This window comes from Ignavibacteriota bacterium, from assembly GCA_019637995.1.
Classification (GTDB): domain Bacteria; phylum Bacteroidota; class Ignavibacteria; order Kapaibacteriales; family UBA2268; genus JANJTB01.
The window spans coordinates 1016308-1037326 of the sequence record JAHBUQ010000002.1; the positions used below are offsets into that span (position 1 = coordinate 1016308).

13 protein-coding genes are annotated in these 21019 nt (G+C 35.2%); 5 read left to right on the top strand and 8 right to left on the bottom strand.

Annotated features, from left to right (window positions below):
- Nucleotides 1-70: 70 nt before the first annotated feature.
- A complete protein-coding gene (efp, locus tag KF896_10350; protein MBX3044104.1) occupies nucleotides 71-634 on the top strand; it encodes an elongation factor P in 564 nt (187 codons plus the stop codon).
- A 137-nt stretch (nucleotides 635-771) separates the two neighbouring features.
- Nucleotides 772-1542 carry an outer membrane protein assembly factor BamD gene (gene bamD, locus KF896_10355; GenBank protein MBX3044105.1) on the top strand — a complete coding sequence of 257 codons (771 nt, stop codon included), beginning with the start codon at nucleotides 772-774 and terminating at the stop codon, nucleotides 1540-1542.
- On the opposite strand, the gene KF896_10360 is transcribed toward bamD, so the two are convergent.
- Both KF896_10360 and KF896_10365 read right to left on the bottom strand, forming a co-directional pair.
- Nucleotides 1543-2652 carry a hypothetical protein gene (locus KF896_10360; protein ID MBX3044106.1) on the bottom strand — a complete coding sequence of 370 codons (1110 nt, stop codon included), beginning with the start codon at nucleotides 2650-2652 and terminating at the stop codon, nucleotides 1543-1545. It abuts the gene before it with no gap.
- Nucleotides 2653-2762: 110 nt separating this feature from the next.
- A complete protein-coding gene (locus tag KF896_10365) occupies nucleotides 2763-3908 on the bottom strand; it encodes a DNA polymerase III subunit delta' (protein ID MBX3044107.1) in 1146 nt (381 codons plus the stop codon).
- A 340-nt stretch (nucleotides 3909-4248) separates the two neighbouring features.
- On the opposite strand from KF896_10365, the gene KF896_10370 reads away from it, so the two are divergent.
- Nucleotides 4249-6234, top strand: a complete 1986-nt coding sequence (locus tag KF896_10370; GenBank protein MBX3044108.1) for a dehydrogenase E1 component subunit alpha/beta — start codon at nucleotides 4249-4251, stop codon at nucleotides 6232-6234.
- 205 nt (nucleotides 6235-6439) lie between these two features.
- Here KF896_10370 and KF896_10375 read toward each other — a convergent pair whose 3' ends face one another.
- The 6 genes from KF896_10375 to KF896_10400 all read right to left on the bottom strand — a co-directional run bounded on the left by KF896_10375 (nucleotide 6440) and on the right by KF896_10400 (nucleotide 15275).
- Nucleotides 6440-7456, bottom strand: coding sequence for a hypothetical protein (locus KF896_10375; GenBank protein ID MBX3044109.1), 1017 nt, complete (start codon nucleotides 7454-7456; stop codon nucleotides 6440-6442).
- Between the two features lie 39 nt (nucleotides 7457-7495).
- Nucleotides 7496-8329, bottom strand: coding sequence for a hypothetical protein (locus KF896_10380; GenBank protein MBX3044110.1), 834 nt, complete (start codon nucleotides 8327-8329; stop codon nucleotides 7496-7498).
- 16 nt (nucleotides 8330-8345) lie between these two features.
- Nucleotides 8346-10592 (bottom strand): type I restriction enzyme HsdR N-terminal domain-containing protein, encoded by a 2247-nt coding sequence (locus KF896_10385; protein MBX3044111.1) that lies wholly within the window; start codon nucleotides 10590-10592, stop codon nucleotides 8346-8348.
- Between the two features lie 244 nt (nucleotides 10593-10836).
- Entirely contained in the window at nucleotides 10837-11646 is an 810-nt protein-coding gene (locus tag KF896_10390) for a septal ring lytic transglycosylase RlpA family protein (protein ID MBX3044112.1), read from the bottom strand.
- 156 nt (nucleotides 11647-11802) lie between these two features.
- Nucleotides 11803-13512 (bottom strand): potassium channel protein, encoded by a 1710-nt coding sequence (locus KF896_10395; GenBank protein MBX3044113.1) that lies wholly within the window; start codon nucleotides 13510-13512, stop codon nucleotides 11803-11805.
- Nucleotides 13513-13520: 8 nt separating this feature from the next.
- The gene (locus tag KF896_10400) at nucleotides 13521-15275 is read right to left on the bottom strand and encodes an SAM-dependent chlorinase/fluorinase (protein MBX3044114.1); all 1755 of its coding nucleotides are present in this window, start codon (nucleotides 15273-15275) and stop codon (nucleotides 13521-13523) included.
- A gap of 157 nt (nucleotides 15276-15432) precedes the next feature.
- On the opposite strand from KF896_10400, the gene speB reads away from it, so the two are divergent.
- Both speB and KF896_10410 read left to right on the top strand, forming a co-directional pair.
- Nucleotides 15433-16326 (top strand): agmatinase, encoded by an 894-nt coding sequence (gene speB, locus KF896_10405; protein MBX3044115.1) that lies wholly within the window; start codon nucleotides 15433-15435, stop codon nucleotides 16324-16326.
- Nucleotides 16327-16470: 144 nt separating this feature from the next.
- Nucleotides 16471-21009: a choice-of-anchor D domain-containing protein gene (locus KF896_10410; protein MBX3044116.1), complete on the top strand. Its 4539-nt coding sequence runs from the start codon at nucleotides 16471-16473 to the stop codon at nucleotides 21007-21009.
- Nucleotides 21010-21019 lie beyond the last annotated feature (10 nt).

Below are 21019 nucleotides of genomic sequence, written 5' to 3' on the forward strand. Positions count from 1 at the left end.
AAATAATTCAATCAATAATCCTTCTTTACAATTTATTTTTTAATTATTATTTAGAATTTTAAAAGACAAAATGGGAACTACAGCCGATCTTAGACCGGGTGCATTCATCAGATTCAACGGCGAGCTCTGCCAAGTACTTGAATCACAGCATCGCACACCCGGCAACTTAAGAGCATTTTATCAAGTAAAGATGCGCAATACAAGAAGTGGCAAATTACTTGAAAATAGATTCCGTTCAGGTGAATCAATCGAATTTGTTCGTGTTGACAAGAAATCTTTTCAGTTTCTTTACCGAGATGGAAATGCACTCCACTTCATGGACCAGGAAACTTATGACCAAATACCTGTAAATGATGATGTTGTTGGTGATGCAATCAAATTTTTGAAAGAAAATCAAGAGGTTGCAATAAATTTCGAAGGTGAATTAGTACTTGGATTAGAAATGCCTCCAACCGTAAATCTTAGAGTTACTCATACCGAACCGGGAGTCAAAGGCGATACAGCAACAAATGTTGTTAAACCTGCAACTGTTGAAACAGGGGCTCAAGTAAATGTGCCGTTATTTGTTAATGAAGGCGATTTAATCAGAATTGATACTTCATCAGGCGCCTATATGGATCGAGTTAAAGAATAATATAAAAATTTAAAAATTCATAAGGGCTGCCCGTTTGTAAAAAATTGCAAATAGAGCAGCCATTTTATTATATGATTTAACAATATTTATTTTTATACGTTATAGAAATATGTTTTTTTACTAATTAAAAAATTAAAATGCGAAGTATTGTAATTACGATAAAAATTGTCATAACTGCAACGTTTGTTTTTGCAATAATTTCCTGCGGTGGAATGAAAACACCGGAAAATCTAAATGCAGAACAAGTATTTAATGATGGTGTGAAATTATTTGAGAATGGTGACTATCTCGAAGCAAAACAGTATTTTGATATAATTAAGTTGCAGTATCCTGCAAGCCAGTATGCCGACAATGCCCAATATTATTTAGCTGAAATAAACTACAAAAGAAGCGAGTATATTTTAGCGGCATTTAATTACAGCATGCTTCGCAGAGTGTATCCAGGTAGCCCTTACAGTAAAGAAAGTTTGTACAAAAACGCTCTTTGTTATTTTCAGTTATCTCCTTCCTATGACCGCGATCAGGAATATACTACAAAGGCAATTGAATCATTTATGGAATTTCAGTATCTTTATCCTGATGATTCACTGAATATTGAGTCAGGTAAAAGAATAGCTGAATTACGAGACAAACTTGCCTACCGTGAGTTCTTCACTGCTGAATTGTATCGTAAAATGGAAAGCCCGAGAGCATCAGTAATTTACTACGATGCAGTCATCAATAACTTCAGCGATTCCAAATATTACGAAGATTCATATATTGGCAAAATCGAAGCACTTTATTTTATGAAACGGTACGACCAAGCTGTAAGCATTATCAGAGCATACAGCACCCAGTTTCCAAATGGGAAAGCAACAAGCCGTAATAATCAGATAGTTAAAGAAATTAATGATTTGAAGAGTAAATAGCTACTCCAGCAGGGCTCTGAGTTCAGCATCGAAATTGTTGAATCTCTCAGAGTTGTCACGCTTGTCAGCAACAAATAATCTGCCCGACTTAATCATCTCTGTCAGTTCGTGAGATGTAATGTGTTTGTATTGACTCAAAGTCTCATTATATGTCGTAACTTTACCATTAAAAATATCTACTTTTATAATTTTGAGAGATTCACCTTCAAATTCTACAACAGAGCCGAGAGGAGGATATTTCTCCACTGCGGCAGCATAAGTTTCGTATTCAAATTTTATGCAACATTTGAGACGACCGCAATTTCCGCTTAGTTTGGATATATTGTTTGATAACTGCTGAACACGGGCATGGTCAAGTGTAACATGGTCGAATGAGCACATAAAAGACGTGCAGCACAATTCTCTTCCACAAGGTCCAACAAATTCACCCAAACGCTTTGTTTCTTCGCGTGAGCTAATTTGACGGAGTTCGATTCTGGCTTTGAAAAGTCTTGCCAGGTCTTTTACCATTTCTCTGAAATCAATTCGCTGAGGAGCTGTAAACAAAATTGTCAAACGCTGCCTGTCATGCTGCCAATTAGCTTCAGTGATTTTCATATCAAATCCATATTTGGCTACTAATTCTTTTGACTTTTTCAGGACATCGTATTCATCTTTAATTTTCTTATTGAAGAATTTAAGCTCTTCTATATCAGGTATCCTGATAAGTTTGTCAGTACTGATGTTCTGACGTTTGCAATATTCGAATTTAGAGTCTGATTTGTCGCCAAAACCACAAACTCTTCCGATATCTAATCCATTTTCACTTTCTAATACAACAAAATCATCTACACGCAGTGATAAATTGTTTACATTCTCAAATATACCGCGTACATTGCCTTTCATCAGGACTTCAACATATTCCGCCACGACTCTCTGAGAGAGCTTTTCGCCGTTTTTCAGTAAAAAATCAAGACCGCTGTAACCGGACTTTGGTAAAGTATATATGTATTCAAGGTCTTCAAAGCTGTTTTCTATATCTGTATCAAAATACTCGTATTTACTTTTAAACGGCGCAGGTGAAATATTGCTTTTTATGTTTACAGAACTTTCTGTTTTAACTGAATTCATATCAATATTCCACAAGCATTTAACTTGTAATAATTTATAAAAATTATAAACAAAGAACAATTATTGGGAATTGTGCTCCCAACAATATGCAAAATAATGAATATTTTTAATTATACCATAAAAATTTTGCGTAATTTAAGAAAAATTGAAATTAATGCGAGATTTTGACTAACATTTCTATAAATAAGGCTGATTCCAAACTCGATTTCGTTAATGGCTGAAGCAATCGAACTTTTGCCAAACGCACTTTGAAATTTTATAATTGTATCTGTATCATCAGTATTTATAATTGCATCTGAAGAAGCGCCATTTTTTATAGCATTTACATCATTAAGCCAAAACATAAGCATTTGAAGACTTTTGCTGATTTGATTTTTATCTTTCGGTTTTGCAAAATCTTCAATTTTTTTTACCATTTCTTCCCGAAACTTCTGTTTTCTGAGAGATGTACGAAGAATATCAACTACTTGATTGCGTAGCTCACGGTTTTCTTCAGAAACATAATCGAGAGCTTTAAGATATGAACCTTGTGCAAATCTTGCAGCAATTCGGGCATCAACTTCACTTACACCGTTATCGAAAATGAGCTTACGGACAATTTGATTATCATCAAGTGGCTGAACAATAATTTGCTGACAACGAGACATAATAGTTTGCATCATTGCCTCCGGCTTTGAAGTAATCATAATTATAGTAATATTATCCTGAGGCTCTTCAAGAGTTTTGAGAAAAGCATTAGCCGCTTCGTTATTCATTTCGTCAGCTTTCAGAATAATCACAAACCGCCTTTTCCCATTGTACGAGCTTAGCGAAAGTTTACTTTTTACCTCTCTTATGCTGGAAATTTTTATTTGTGTAGCATTAGGTATTTGAATCGGAAGATATGGGTTTTTAGCTTTATTTTCAATTTCCTCCCGAATCAGGTCAATCTGCTCCTGCGACATTTTATCATAGACTGATTCACCTTTTGTTTCATTGGATTTGCCTGCAGGGAGAGAAAATATCAGTTCAATATTCGGATGACTGAGATTATCAAACGCTTTGCAGCTATGACAATTGTCACAAGAATCTATTGAATTTTCATAAATAACCGGCTCATGACAATTAGCCGTTTTAGCATACTGAATTGCCAATGCATCTTTGCCTGTACCTATTATTCCTGTGAAGCAATAAGCGTGGCTAACTCTATTTTCTATAATAGAATTTTGCAATATTCTTTTAGTTCTTTCGTGTCCAGCTATTTTATTCCAAGACATATACCAAGTTTTATATTTTTGTAAATTACAATAATGTGAAAATAGCAAATATTTATGTTCAATTCAAATAAAATTAATGAGTATTTAAATTATGGCAAAAAAAACTTCAACTGTTGCTAAACCAAAAGCTACTTCAAAGGCAAAACCAACGCCGGAATCTGAAGTAAATTCGAGCAAGCGGGCACCTTATGAAAGACTTGTCGAATTTGACGTAATTCAACCTGAAATTATCGGTTCACGTTGCCATCATGGCAGAGGCGAAGACTGTTCAGTTGACAGAACAAAATTAGACCGCTCGAATGCACCCCACGTAACTCTTAATCTTGATAAAAATCACCTGATGAAAGCCCTCAAAAATATGATGCAGGCAAGGCATACCGATGAGAAGCATCTTACTCTTGTCAAGCAAGGCAAATCATTTTTTCATATTGGTTGTTCAGGTCATGAAGCAACTCAAACTGCAGTTGCTTTCGCAATGGAATCAGGCAAAGACTGGGGTTGGACTTACTATCGCGATATGGCTTTTGCTTTTGGAATGGGTTTCAGTTTGCAGGATTATTTCCTGCTTGCTTTAGGCAAAGAAGAAGACCCTGCTACGGGCGGCAGACAGATGCCAGGTCACTACGGACATCCGAAGTATAATCTGCCTACTCAGTCATCACCTACGGGTACACAATTCCTGAATGCTGTCGGTTGCTCAATGGCATCAAGCAAGAATGGAGCAGATGAAGTTACTTATGTATCTTCAGGTGAAGGTACTACAAGTCAGGGCGAATTTTATGAAGCTGTAAACTGGGCTACGAAAGACCGCCTGCCAACTCTATTCCATATTCAGGATAATGGCTATGCTATCTCTGTGCCACGTGCAGACCAGTCTATGGGCTCATCTGTAGTCCACTCTTTCTGCTGCTACCCAAATTTATATATGAAAGAATACGACGGTACTGATTATTTTGAATCTGTCAAAGCCGCACGCGATGCCGTGAAATATATTCGCGACGGACGCGGTCCGGCACTTCTTCACGCTGTCGTGGAAAGACTTCTGCCTCACTCATCATCTGATGACCATAGAAAATACCGCTCAGAAGAAGAGCTTGCTAATGCAGCGGCAAAGAAGGACTGCATTAAGATACTCGCAAATTATTTGATTGAACATGAAATTGCAACCCAAGAAGAAATTGACAATTTATCAATTCAAGTTAAACAAGAAATTAACGATGCTGTCGAATGGGCTGAAACTCGTCCTGACCCGAAAGCAGAAAATTCTCTAAAAACTTTATACGCAGAAGACAGTACACGCGACCTGCCGTATGCTCAGACAGAGCCGACAGAAGGTAATCCAATCGTTCTTGTGGATGCAGTAAATCACGCTCTTGCCGAAGAATTAAAACGTAATGACAAAATGTTGATTTTTGGTGAAGATATTGCTGACCCTAAAGGGGGAGTTTTCACCGCTACCCGCGGTTTATCTAATGAATTTGGTTCAAATCGTGTTTTCAATTCACCGCTTGCTGAGGCTTCTATCGTTGGTGTAGCTCTCGGACTTGCTGTTCGTGGATATAAACCGGTAATCGAAATTCAGTTCGGTGACTATATCTGGCCCGCTTTTATGCAGTACAAAAATGAAATTGCTACTATGCGTTATCGCTCTAACGACGGATTTAAAGCTCCGGTTGTTACGCGTGTTGCAGTTGGTGGATATATTCACGGTGGACTTTGCCACTCTCAGAATATCGAGGGTATTTTCTCGCATATACCGGGTATTTTAATTGCATATCCAAGTAATGCCGCCGATGCCAAAGGTTTGCTCAAAACTGCCTGCCGCATTGAAGACCCTGTGATTTTCTGTGAGCATAAGGGAATGTATCGCCTGCCTTTCGCACGTACTATTGAGCCCGATGAAAATTATCTGATTCCATTCGGTAAGGCAAAAATCGTAAAAGACGGCGCTGATGGTGTAATCATCACTTATGGTATGGGTGTCAAAGATTCAATCAATGCAGTGAAAAAATACGAAAAAGAAACCGGTAAATCTATCCGAATAGTTGACTTACGTACTATCAACCCATGGGATAAGGATTTAGTTCTTGAATCGGTAAAGAAGACGGGCAGAGTTTTGATTGTTCACGAAGATACGCTGACTAACGGTTTCGGTGCTGAGGTTTCAGCTACTATTTCACAGCATGCATTCTCTTGGCTTGATGCACCTGTTATGCGTCTTGCCGCTAAGGACAGCCATATTCCGTATGCTCCTGTGTATGAAGAAGACGTACTGCCAAACGAGCACAAAGTATATGACAATCTGATGGAATTAATGAAATTCTGATTTCTTTGATTCCAATTATTTCCAAATTTAATCCCCGCCATTACAAAAATGGCGGGGATTTTTGTTATGAATAGAGTATTTGCAGGAGCACGAAATATTTCTAAAAGAAATTACACAGCCTGTCGGAAAACACAAATCTCAACTCCGTAGGAGTGCCCTGATAGTAGAAAAAGCACTGACCGCCGGAAACCACAATTCAACTCGGTTAAGTCTTTAATTTATTTGTTAATGGTTGAAACATATCCCATTTAATAAAATCCATATTTATAATTTTAGATTTAATCAAATCCATATAATCTATATCAATATCATCAGATTGAACGGTCATACCAGTTTTGGTTAATATTTGTTCCTCTTCAATTTTTTTTATTATATCATTCAATTTCTGAAATAATAGATAATATTCTGTGGCTATTTCTTCAACATCAGCTAAATTTATTTCAGAAATAATGAATCTGTGAACAACTCGGTTGCGTTTATCGTAAAGTGCAAACAATTCATTAAACAAGGACTCGCTGATAATTTGTATTTCTTTAGCTTTTTCATATACTTTCTTTTCAGTAATAATTTTGTCTTTATCGCCCTGATAAATCCACATTCTTTCTATTCTCGAATTTTTATTTATTAACTGATATTTCAATACAATTCCTATTCTTAACAAAGCATCAATAATATTAGCTAATAAACATGTAGCTTCAATAAATGATTTCTTTTCAATGGCTATGTTTAATAAATAATTAGAAGCACCAACACCAATCATAAAATTTCCAAATAGATATGATTCATAGACTAAAACACTATACTCAGGTCTAATTAAACGAAAGGAAGATATGATTTCAAAAGCGAAATTCCTCTTTTCTTCAATAAATTTCCGTACTTCAGAAACATTTTGATCTATATCAAAGAGAAATGTAAAAAGTATTATTTCATTTTCTATTGAAGATACGAATATAAGTATTTGATTTTTATCAACCGATGGATTTGAAACATCAAAGAATTTCACATCGTTTAAAATTTTATATTTCCTACCCTTGATCAATAATTTAAATCTTTTGATACTTTGCGGGGTAGACAATTCATTTATCGATAATTGGAATGTATCAAAATTTCTTTCTGATATATAATATTGAAAAGTATGTACTTTCCCATCGTTAACTGTATATTTCCAATTTTCTGGAATTTGAATATCAAAAGTACCGTTAACATCAACAAAGCGTTTCATTTATTTCCATTTTAGAATTTAACAATAGAATACTTATTTTTATATTTTGCTCCTAATTGCTATTATTGTATTTTTTAAGTCAGAGTAAAATTTTTCAAGTTCATTTAAATGATAATTCAAATGGCGAATGTGTGCACGGTCAAAATAAACACTTTTAGCTATGCAAAAGTCTTGTATCGAAATAATTTCTTTATTTAATGCCGAAGCATATCCGATTTCATAGAATACATTCTTGTTATCAAATGTAGTATCAGCAATCAAAAATTCTGATAGTTCAATTTCTCTATATACCGTTTCAATTACAATATCATTTTCAAGGAATTCATCTGCTCTTTTTAAGTTAATTTGCATTTCAGTTTTCAATAAATCTTTTATGCTTGAATAAAGCGAATCAAGTGCAGGGTAATGAAATGGCATAATCATAAATACAGAATTCTTTTTTACTATTCTTTTTCTATCAACTTTACGCAAATGAATCTCTAAAGGCTTTGACTGCTGGACATCAACAAGTTTCCAAAGAGAAATATGGTCAAATGTAAAATAAACATCCTTTTGTGCTATGTGATCTTTAAAAAAAGTCCAGTTGTTAGGATAAGTTTCTAATAAAAATGGTGTTGTAGGGACAATTCCATTTTCATTTGAAAAACCTTTCCAATCAACATTTTCCAGCTTTCCAATATTACCCTTCATAAAATCAGGGTCGCTATTCAAAATAGGTTGGAAATATAAGAAGCTATACGGATTGTAATTACGATACTCACCGAGCATTATTTGGCGGTAATCATCTTCAGAAACTGTCCAAAAAGGGTAACAACCCATTGGTATTATTTTATTATAATATACATATCCTTTGTTTGTTTGGTCTTCTGTCATATTCTATATTTTATTTTTATTGAAACAATTCAGTTTGCGGGTCATTCTTCAGTTGCCACGAATCTTTATCAACTCTTACTGCTATATCTTCTAATACACTCAGAATTGTTTGATTTTCAGGGGTTATACCATTTTTCAAAAGTGGTAGTATATCTAAGATAATATCGTCAAAATGCGGATTGACTTTTTCTCTTTCCATTCTGCGAAGATAACTTAATAAATAATACCGGATACGGAGTCTTATGTCAATATATGTTCTGAATTTTGTATTCTTTTTTATTGAAAACTTCTCTGTATTTTCATTGTAATCAAAATTTTCTAAAAGTAATGGGGTCAAATCAGTATATTCTTTTTTAAGTAAATCAAGAAATCCTAATTCCAAACCTTTAATAATCAACTCATCATTTATTTGTTCTAAAGTCGCACCATGATTTTTTGCTATTATACCTTCAATTGTTTGCATTACAATCTGCTCGATATCCATCCCAAGATTTGCTCTTAATATTGTCCTTGGTTTCCTTACTTTTCGAAAATTAATTATTAGTTGACCAGATAAAACTGTAAATGGATTTTGTCTCTTTTTAAAACTTGTTTGACCGTTCTTTTGGGGAACTGCTCCAATATATTCAAAACCACATTTTTCTGCAGTTTCTATAATTAAATGCCAAAATTCAGGGTCTTTATGTGCAAACACAAATGAAAGCCATCTATCAAATTTCAAAACTCTGTACATTTCCTTTATACTTTGAGAGATTAAGTTGTTATATTCTTCTTTACTTTTGTTGTGTTCTCCGCCTTCAATAGCTTCTAACTGATAATCTTGTTCGGTGACTTCCAAATCAAGCCAAGCATTCCACATTGCTGACAAATCTAAGTATGGGATTTTTTTTCCATAAGGTGGGTCTGTATAAATATAATCAACACTTTCACTATCAATAAAATCTAAATTTGTGGCTGTACCCTTGATTATTTGTGCATTGGAAATGGTATTTTCATCAATATTAAACTGCATTTCCTTTTTAGCTGATAATAATTTTTTAATTTTAATTTCAAATGTATTCATTACATCTAAGTCAATTTCCTCTAAAGCTATTCTGTATCTGTAATAAGCAAAGGCAGCGGCATTTCCGGAGTTCTCATCACGTGAACTTGAATTATGGTAAGTTCTATTAATTTTTGTAACTGTACTGGAAAATGCTAATAATAGGGAATTACGAATATTTAAATTTTCTTGCTTCAAAATCAAATGCTTTAATAACCCTAATTGTGCTTTTTGTTTTGATGTAAAAAGTTCATCAGCAGTTGAAACATTCGAGCCTTTAGGCAATGGAATAGGACGGGGCTGAGGATATTTCTTTAATGCTTTTTGAATTTCTATTTCAGTTTTGGGTTCTAATTTAATATAATTACTTTTTACAAAATCGAATGCTTGATTAAATTTTGTTAGGTTAACCGGAGCTATCAAAGAGTTTACAATAAATACTGCCATTGGGTTTAAATCAATATTTATCGCTTTTCTACTATTCATTAATGCTTCAACAGCAGTAACTCCACTACCTCCGAATGGGTCTAAAATCAAATCTCCAGTTTTACTAAAGTTTTTTATGTAATCTCTTACGACATTCCAGCTTTGCTTTGTAAAATATCCGTGAACTCCGTAATGTCTTTTAGCTTTCTGTTTTTCTACAGTTATCCCTCTAGGTAAAGTACACTTGTTATAATCAAAATCGCTTTTTGCTTTATTTTGTGGAAATGCAAAATCATAAGAAAAACTCTTACCAATTTGAAAACTATCAGGTGATAAAAGTAATTTAAGATTATCCCAATTATCTTCAATATCTTCAACTTGGAAATGTAACAATGGATTTCCGGTATCTGTTGTTCTGAATACAGAAAATTCCAAACCATTACAAAGAGAAAAATATATGCTTCTTATTTCTGGATGCGATGCATAACTGTAAACCTGTTCTACATTGTCATCATTTATTATTTTTTGATCTGGCGCTTTAGCATCTAAAACAAATGCAAAATTATTTTCAACTTTTAATGAATAATCAGGGATAAGATTAATAGGCCTTTTTTTACTCCCAATTTTTAAATATGGATGTTGTAAAGTCTTGCTTCTAATTATATTGTCCTGTGAATAACCTAATTCTTTTAAAATTGGAAGTATAATAACTTCTCTGACACTGTCTTCTTTAAAGTCAGGATTAGTTTTAATAGATTTAATATCAAAATTTCCAAATAATCTTACGTTATTCATTTTATTCAACTTTTTCAATTTATTACATTTAATTTCATTACAAATTTAACTCTTTTTTCATAAATATCAATACATTCAAAAAAATAAGAGTCTGAAATATTTATTTCAAAAGGATCGGTGCTCGAGTAGAGAAATTTGTATTATTGAAAATATTTTGATTTAAATCATTTCATTAGAAAATAAAAAAATCCCTTTCTGAATGAGAGGGATTTTTTTTGTAATAATTGAATTAATAACAGAAACTCTATTTTTCAAACAATTTGACTTTTTCAGCAACCATTTCAGGTACTTTTCTTGGAAGTGGTGGTCTCCATGAAGCGATGTAATAAACTTCGTTTTCAGGATTATAGCTACTGTAAGTATTGTTGTCAAAAACAATAAATATACGCTCTTCATCAACAGAGCCGGATTCGATAAGGTGCAAATAATGCTCGACTGCAGAATTAAAATCTCTGAAAGTATATTGAATACCAAAGTAATCCGCAGGTAAAATTATTGGCTTATGGCTTAATGAATAAGCGTAAAAATAGTCTTCTTCCAAAGAAACCGGTATTTCAAACTGGTTTCTTATAAAACCTTCGATTTTGATTTTTGGAAGTCCCATATCTCCAATTAAATCAGCTGATTTATGGGATAAATCAATAATTCTTTTCTTAATAAACGGTCCGCGGTCATTTATTCTCACAAAAGTTGACTTACCGTTATTTGTATTTGTTACTTTCAGAATTGTTCCAAATGGCAAAGTTTTATGTGCAGCGGTAAATTGGTGCATATTGTACCTCTCCCCGCTTGCAGTTTTTCTTTTGTGAAATCTTTTTCCATAATGAGATGCAACTCCATCAATCTCATATATATTCTCGTCAAAGACCGAATTTTCATAAAGAACATTCTGAATATCATTTGAATTTGAGGTATTAGTTATAACTTTTACACTCAAACTCTCTGTAGTTTCTTCAGCTAACAGAAGATTAATAGAAAACAATGCAAGCAATAAACCCGCAACGGAAGATATTAGTAGCATTACAAGCTTTCTACTGTCAAAAAATACTATCATCAGGAGGATTGCTCCCAATTGTTAAACATAATAATTACGTATATTTCTACTATCAAAGCCCCCTATATTAATCAAAAAAATCAAATCTTTATGCTGCTAAAAAAACTTTAAATTAAATAAACGTTAGAACTTAATTATTATTGGATTAAGTGTTGATTATAGTATTTTTCCTTTACTAGCTCTTGAGTAAGCCAGCTTGAAATCCTTTTCTGCTTCAATAGTTCCAATTAATACAATATCATCATCTTTTCCTAAAACTGTATTCGGTTCAGGATTGAGTATTAATTCACCATTTCTAAACACCGCCAGTACACTGCATCCGGTTTTATTACGAATATTTGCTTCAATAATCGTTTTACCGGATATTGATTCCGGAACTTGTATCTGAAAAATATCGAGCCCTTCGGCAACCATAAGAATACGTCTTTTCTTAAGAAGGTTGAACAGCACACTTGCACCAAGCGATGCGTAAGACATTACAATATCGGCACCTGCTCTATGCAGTGTACTGATATTGCGTTCTTCGTTTGAACGACTTATTATGTGAATATCCTCTCTAAGTCTGCGGCAATAGATTGTCAGATAAATATTCATTGCATCGTCATTTGTAGTAATAAGTACAGAAGGTGCCTCTTTTATCCCCGCTTTTTTAAGCGTACCGATGTCAGCAGCATTGCCAATAATGCATTTCATCCCATCGAGTGAAGGTAAATTATCTTTTTCGACCAGGACATAATTAAAACCCCTGTCTTCAAGGGATTTCGCCGCAGCGATACCAACATCTCCGGCACCGATTATGATTACAGGATTTTCAGTAGTGTGGTAAATGCAAATAATTTCGTCATATCTTGCAAGCTGAGCTTCAGTTCCAGAGAATACAAGTGTTGCACTTGGTGTAATGATAGAATTTGGCGAGGGAAGTTCGAACTTACCTCTGTCCCAAATTCCTACAACGTTTACACCTATTTTTTCTCTAAGTTTTAATTGCGTTAACGATTTCCCTATAAGTGGAGTTCCTGCAGTCGGAGCTTCGGCAATTAGGAGTTCATCAAATTTACCTATAACATTTGCTCTCGGATCACCTCCGATTGTTCTTCTTGAAAGTGAATTGCCAAGCATTTCTTTTAGATTTACAACTACTGAACTGCCGGCTAATTCGAGAATATCTATCGAATCAACAGATGTTGCATTGGTTACAATCGGCACTTCAGCTGAAAGTTCTCTGACAGTAAAAGCTATATTGGTGTTGAATTCATCGCTTCCAATAGCAACTACAAGAGCCGCTCTTTCAACTGCTGCATTTTTGTATGTCTCCGGGTCGTCAGCATTACCTACTATGACTTTATATCCCATATCAACAATTTCTAATGCACGCTGAAGCTCTTCGACAATTATTACGTATTCTCTTCCATATAAATCCAATTTTTTGATTAAACCCATTACAATTGAATCAAATGTAGTAATGATTACATGGTCATTGATATTTTCATCAATTTTACGGGGGGCTCTTGTTTTATTCTGAGCTTCAAGCCAGGGTGCATAGAAAAATTGAATAAAAGTAAATGGAAGCAGTACTAATAGAAAAATTACTCCCGACATCAAAACTAAAAGTGAAAAACCCCGACCTAAATCCGTATGAAATGTAATATCACCGAAACCAAGAGTGGTCATTACAGTCAGAGTCCAGTAAAATCCTGTCAGCCATGAATGTTCGTGACCTTCTGAAGCCATTATGTAATGGAATAATATACTGTATGCTATAATCATCAATGCCAAAATCCCTAAAAACTTCAGCAATTTGAAGACATTTTTCTGCGTATGAGGACTTTGAAAAAAATAATTTAACTGCGAACTTACAAATTTCATAAATAATTCTATTGTATAATTTTAGATGCGCTGTTTATTATTGATGAGCTAAAAGTAAAACCGATTTTTCCTGCTGTGATTTGATTCAAAGTAATGGAAGAAGTCGGAAATCTTTGAATTGGTTTTGAATCTGCCGGCATACCAAGAATAACACTTCCTACTATTTTCCCTGTAGTTTTAGAAAGCAAACCGTAGTCAACTGAAATACTTGCAAGTGCTCCATCGTCGGAATTTTCTTCAGAATCTCCAATTAATGGTATTTTGCTTGCTGCTGCCATTTCCGCAAGACTTTTGAATCCGAGATTTAAGGTATTATCAGCAGCTATAAGTATAGCATCAGGATTCTGAGATTCGATTCTTTGATAAGCTTCAGAGATTTGCTCAACCGAATTAATAGATTCATTTATATAATTTATGCCATAAAAATTTCCAAGTGCTAAAAACTGATTTTGTGAAAATGCCGAGTTTGGTTCACCAGGATTGAAAATTCTACCGGCTGTTTTCATATTCGGTAACAGCTCTTTTGCAAACTTAAGATAATCATCAAAATTAGTCGCATCCGATAGTCCCGTAACATTACTGCGCTTATTAATTAATCCTGCAAATTCCGGCGATGTTACATATGTGTAAACAACCGGAATGTTTTCCGGTACAAACTGCAAAGCTGCTTGCGAAGCCGGTGTTGAAACAGGAATTATTATATCAATTCCGGCTGACAAAAGTTCACCGATGAGTGAAGGAAATTTTGAAATATCACCTTCTGCATTTTTTTCAAAATATTCAATATTCTTATTCTCAATAAAACCCTTCGCAGCCAGCTCAGATTTTGCACCAGTGATGATATTATTCACAAGTTCAGATGAATTAAACCGAAGTATCCCAACTTTTAAATCTGCTTTTTTGATATTTACAACATTGCCTGCATTCAAACTATATCTTTCGGACATATTACCAAAATTCACCGAAATTTCAAGGCGTGATTTACTATTAAAAAATACCACATTTTCATTTACATCTACAGATGAATAGTTTAAACCGTATTTAGCATAGAATTTAATATCATCGCTTGAAACTTCAAGGATATCACCACGATTTAATTGATTGATAAAATCCGATTTGATATTTGTTTCGCAATTGCCAAAATTATCAGTAAATAAAATCTGCCCCTGAATAACCCCGTTTTGAAGTGATGGCTGAACAATATTGAGGTTTACAGGCTCACTGCAAACAGAGCCGAAAGTACTGATATTAGCATCTGAAAGCATATGCAGAATTGCATCTCTATAAAATTTTTGATATGGAACTTCTTCATAATTATTGAACTGCGAACCGAATATTGACATATTATCAACATAATGCATCTCCTGAGGAGGCATAGCTATTCTCATTTTTGTTGATATGCCGTTATCAGGTGAGAGTACTTTTCTTTTGCCAAATGAATAAACTGTTTTTTTAGCTGAAACTCCCGGGTCAACAATTACTGCAAAGCAAGTATTTTCAGGAAATGAATTTGCGGCAACCTCAAGAAGATACCCTGCTTCAAACAAATCAAAATTTTTATTCTTAAAAAATTTAATTTCAACATCTGGATATGTGTTTCTGACAGAGCCTAATATTCCCATTATAAGCTCTGTTTCAGGAGTGTCGTCGCTAATTATTACCAAAGTTCGATTGAAGCCGGATATGTTATTGACAACATTTTCTGTACATGAATTTATCAAAAACAGTACTATTAAAAAAGTAAAGAAAAATAGTTTTTTCATAATGTAAATCCAAAATAAATAATTTTATTCATACAAAAATATGAAAACTGATTGAACAATCTATATTTTTGCAAATATTAATAGTCAAAATATCAAATAATTTTAATAAAAAAACGATTTAGGTTTATATTGTTAATTAATTTCAAATCTTATTATCATGATTACATTAAATGAGGAGAATAACTTCCTTGCGATAGAGGAAAAATATTCAAATTACGAAAATTCTAAAATAGTAATTATATCAGCTCCGTACGAGCATACCGTAAGCTACGGAAAAGGTGCTGGAGAAGGACCTCGTGCAATACTTGAAGCATCGGCTTATGTTGAGTTTTACGATGATGAAACCGACCGCGAATTATGCTTCGACAAAGGTATTGCTACACTTCAGCCACTTGATTTCACCGACATTGTGGATAAGGATGCTCTTGACCTGATAGAAAATGCTGTTAGTAAGTCAATTCTGGATGGTAAGTTTGTTGTTACTTTGGGTGGCGAGCACTCAATTTCCACAGCTCCAATAGCAGCGCACTATAAGCACTACCCCAATATGACAATTTTACATTTTGATGCTCATTCTGATTTGCGCGATACATATTTAGATTCAAAATATTCACACGCGTCATTTATGGCTCGTGTGGTGGAGTTTTATCCCCCTGAAAAGATTACTCAGGTTGGTATCAGAGCTCAATGCAAGGAAGAGTCAATTTATATCAAGGAAAAAGGTGTCAAGACTTTCTATGCATCTGCAATTCGCAGAGGATTGCACGGACAGGACTGGCAAAAGGCAGTTGTTGATTCATTGGGAGATGTTATTTATTGTACTTTCGATTTAGATTTTTTCGACCCGGCAATTATGGCTGCAACAGGCACTCCCGAGCCGGAAGGATTTCTTTATAGCGAAACAATTGATATTTTCAGGAAAATCAAAGCTGCAGGCAAGAAAATCATTGGTTTTGATGTTGTAGAGCTTGCTCCAAGTGAGTACCATACTCATTGCGACCTTACGAGCGCTAGATTGATATATAAAATATTAAATCTTTGTATAGATTAGTATTGATAATAAATGAGCAGAATATTTATAATTATGATTTCTTTTCGAATTTAGCATTTTGAACTTCTGATAATGACAATGTTAATAATTATAAAACAGCTCATAGAAAATAATGTAAATAAGAAAATAATATTTAGGTGATTTATGAATAAATGGTTTACTGTATTTTTGGCATTTTTTGCAATTTTTTCAGTCGGACTTTTGCAAACACAGCCCCAAGTTTCTTATATCCTACCGGATATTGGTGCTCCTGCGATGAACGTATATGTTGAATTTGTTTCTCCTTATAATCTTAAAGGCAATTTTGGTACTGATGGCTTGTATCTCAATAATCCTGGCGACCAGGTAAGAGTATTGCCTGCAAACATCGCTGATGCCGATAAAGTCAAGATTGGTCCTGTTGTTGTCAGTTGGGAAGGGCGACTTATATCTACTCAGGTATTTATTAATCCTGAACTTGAACCAAACTCGACTGATGCTCTAACAGTTAGACCTGAATTCAGAATCCCGCTTGTAGTTGAGGTTAATGGACAGAAGTCAAATGAGCAGCTTTTTTATGTAGTTCTTTCAAGACCGTATTTTGATGGCACCGGAAATGCAGGCCAAACCGTATTCGGCGTAGGTGCTTTAGGCACAAGGTCGCCACGTGGAGCCATGATTTTCGACTCATTAAAGCTTGGAAACTTTACTTATACTGTATCAACAGCCGACTGTGACCCAAATACTACCGGGAACCAAGGATTTCTTCCATTTGTATTACTTGTTAAAGGCAAAGTAATTGGCGGTGGCACATCAAGTTCGATTTTATCAGTAGATGCTCCGGGAATAAATGCAGGTCCCGGCGGCGGTGGCGGCGGTGGCAGATTTTATGATGGTGCTGCCGGTAATGGTGATAATGGTGGTGACGGGTTTGTTGGCGGTGGTGCCGGTGGTAGAAATAATGCAGGGTTACCACTCGTTTCCAACGCTTTCAGAAATCCGGGTTCAGGTACCGGAGCGGGTGGCAATTCTATTAATGGAGTCCCATTTCCACCAAATGCTGCTTATGAGTCAGTAGGTGGTGGTACAGGCCATCCGTTTGGTTCATCAGGTATTTCATGTAATAATGCAAATAATTGTAATCCTCCGGGTGAATATGGCGGTGGTAGTGGAATTAATCAAGTCAGGCAAGGTGGTGCCGGTGGTTATGGCAGCGAAGGTGACGGATTCGGTGGCGCCGGAGGTAAGGAACATGGAAATGCTATGAATATCCCGCTTGCCGGTGGCTCGGGCGGAGCAAGCGGAAATCCTCAGGGCATTGGAGTTTTTGCCGGAAATGGCGGTGGTGGAGGTGGTGCAGTCACACTATTTGCTACTGAAATATCAAATCTTAAAATATCTGCAAAAGGTGCTGATGGCTTTGATTTCTCAGGGCTTCATGTCAATCTTGAAAGAACTCCTGAACCGTTTGGTGGTAGTGGCTCAGGTGGTGCTGTTAATCTGCTTTCAAAACTTACATTAAATAATAATATTATCAATATTGATGGTGGTCTGAAAAACAGTCGTCGTGGTGGAATCGGAAGACTGAGAATTGATGGCTTTGATTCAAATGAAGGTGGAATTGTTGAAACAAGCGACGCCGGATTTGATGGATTCAGATATAAAGGTATTTCTACAGACACAACCCAATATGTCAAGAGACAGTTCATTCTTACCGGAACACAGAATCCAAATGTAAATTCAAAATTATACTTTGCAAGTTTTGATGGCAATTGGGCTGAACTCCCTAATAATTTGGATATTGATGCCGAGGGTAACTGGGATGCTGATATCCAGCTAATAAGTGATGCTCCATATGTTTGCCTGGTTGCAATGCAGGAAGTGCCAAACAATGCAACCGGAGAATACTTACAAGACCCAATAAGAGTTATGTCTCAGGCAGCAGCAAATTTATTCATTCTGGACTTATCACCAATTTTAGTCGCTGATACAGTTGCCGAAAATCTTGCTATAACATGCATTGGCTATGAAAGGTTTATCGAAACTGAAATTAAAAATGACGATTTAGCCGGTGGCACACTTGAATTTAATTTAAGTAATAATAATTGGATTTTCGGCAATAATGGTTTTGAAATTGTTGAGCCGCTTGGCGATGTCATACTTGAACCGGGTGAATCAATTACTTTGAAGGTTAAATTTTTCTGGAGCGGTGGACAGAAAGAGAATATTATAAACAGATTGTTTTTTAATCATAATGACCCTGCAAAACAAAATCCATGGATTATTGAATTTAGAGTAGGTGATGCTTATCAACCAAGGATGGAATTCATAGGTCTTGAGAGTGACTTTATTTTTCCGGATACAAGAATTGGTGGAGTAAGTACGAGAAATATTTCCTTAAGAAATATCGGCGAGTCACTTCTTAGAATAGAAGAAATTAATCCTATTAATCCGCCTTTCTATGTTGTTGGAACCGATAAACCGCTTCCGGCGGTTCTAAAGCCCGGTGAGGAATTACTTGTCAGAGTCGAATTCCGTCCAACTTCAGATACCTCCTACAAAGCTGCAATTAGTGCATTAAGTATTGTAACAGATACAACCTGCTCATTTTTTGCATTTCAAATGCTTGAAGGAACCGGAGTATTTTCATCTATTGATGTAAATGTAACCGAAATTGATTTTGGTTTAGTTCCTTGGTGCGATGAGAGAAGCCAGATAATTTCAATACAGAATTCTTCATCGGCGTCATTTACACTGAATTCAGCGGCTGTAATTGAAGGTGATAATCCTGAAGCATTTATTATCACAAATCCCAAAACGCCTCCAATTACAATTACACCCGGCGACGGCACACAATTTAATATAAGAATTAATGGAAAAGATGCCGGGGATGGTGTTAAAACCGCAGTCTTCAGAATAACAACAGATGTTCCTGAAACGCCTGTAATTGAAGTCAGGCTCAGAGCCGAAGTTGTCGGATTTGAAGTATTTGCTAATCCTGCAAATATTAATTTAGGTCTTGTTGATATTGGTTTTGATATTGACGCTTCTGTTGTTATAACCAATAATTCCAGACTGCCACAGCAATTATTTAATGCTACTTCCAATAATACCGCAAGCATATCACTGCCTGCTGTTCAGGGTGATGTAATTACTCAGAATGGCGGAAATTATCCGTTTAATTTTACAATTAATACTACAAATCAACCACAAAATAGTGTCATAACTATCGCTTTTGATGACCCTTGCGAGGATACTATAAGGATTCCGATAACTGCAAATTACGCTTTTGCAAAAGAATCTGCATTTGAAGGTATGGAAGGTAATCCTGTTTTCTGGGCGGACACAACTAAAATTGATACTCTTGACTTCGGACAATTTTCACCTTGTGAAGCCGGAGAGCTTAAGTTAATTAAATATACCAACACTTCTCAGGGAAGATACGTTGTTTTAAGTGAAGCTTTGAGTAATTCCGGAATAGAAGCATTTTTCTATGTAGGCTCCGGTCTTAATCATCCTGATACAATTCAGGCATCTCCAAATTCAAAGAGCGGGGCGCAGCTCTTCTTTGACCCTGAGAATCTTCCCGAAGGTACATATTTTGCTGAATATCTTGTTGAGATATATATAAACGGGCAGTATGTAACCCGCAAAGTAGTTCTAAAAGCAGAAGTTGTTGAAGGTAAATATGACAATACACCGGAAATAAGTCAAATGCTTTCTGTGGTTGGATTGACTGAAGAACGCGAATTAATCATACGCAATAACGGACCTTATGAAATTGAAATCACAGGATTTGATATTCCTGCTAATCCGGTATTCACCTTAAGTAGCAATTTATTGGGAATTATAATTCCTGCAGGTAGTGAGGAGCGGTTTACTGTCTCTTTTTCGCCTGATGCCGTAGATTTTTATAACGATTCAATTATTGTGAAAATTTTAATTGGTGGTTGCATCAGGGAATTTGTCTTCTATCTGGAGGGTGAAGGTATTCCATCTAAGAAAGTACACTTATCAGTACCACAAATGATAGTTGAGCCGACTCTGAATAATTTCAGAATTCCTGTTTATGCTAAACTCGAAGATAAAGATGATAATTTAGCGGGATTTGAAATAGAATCACTGAAAATTACTATGCATCGCTCTGTCTTCTATCCACAGGCTATAATTGGCGGCACTCTGATTAATTCATCACTTAACGGAGAAAACAGAATAATTGAATTTAAAATTGACAATATCACAATTTCCAGAAATGACAGTCTTATTGCTGAAATTGAAGGCTCGACACTGCTTGGAGATGTTGACTTTACAAATATCGTATTTTCAGATATACAATATTCAATGAAAACACTTGTCGGTGAGATTACTTCAAGCAACGGCTCAATGCGTACCGAGATATGTAACGAAGGTGGCGACAGGCTTCTCCGAATTTCAGGAATGGGGACTTCAGTTGCTGTAAATCCTAATCCTGCTACAGAGAAAATCAATATAAATGCTGTCGTAATTGAAAAAGGCGTACATTCTATTGATATTGTTGATGCAGTTGGACGAATTACTAAAGTAACTGAATTTACAAATAGTGAAGCAGGTGAAATGGATTATTCAATATCTGTTCCGGCAACCGGTTTACCTTCCGGAACATATATATTAAAACTCCAAACACCGACTGAAGTTATTGCATTACAATTTGTTATACTGAATTAATAAGCGGACA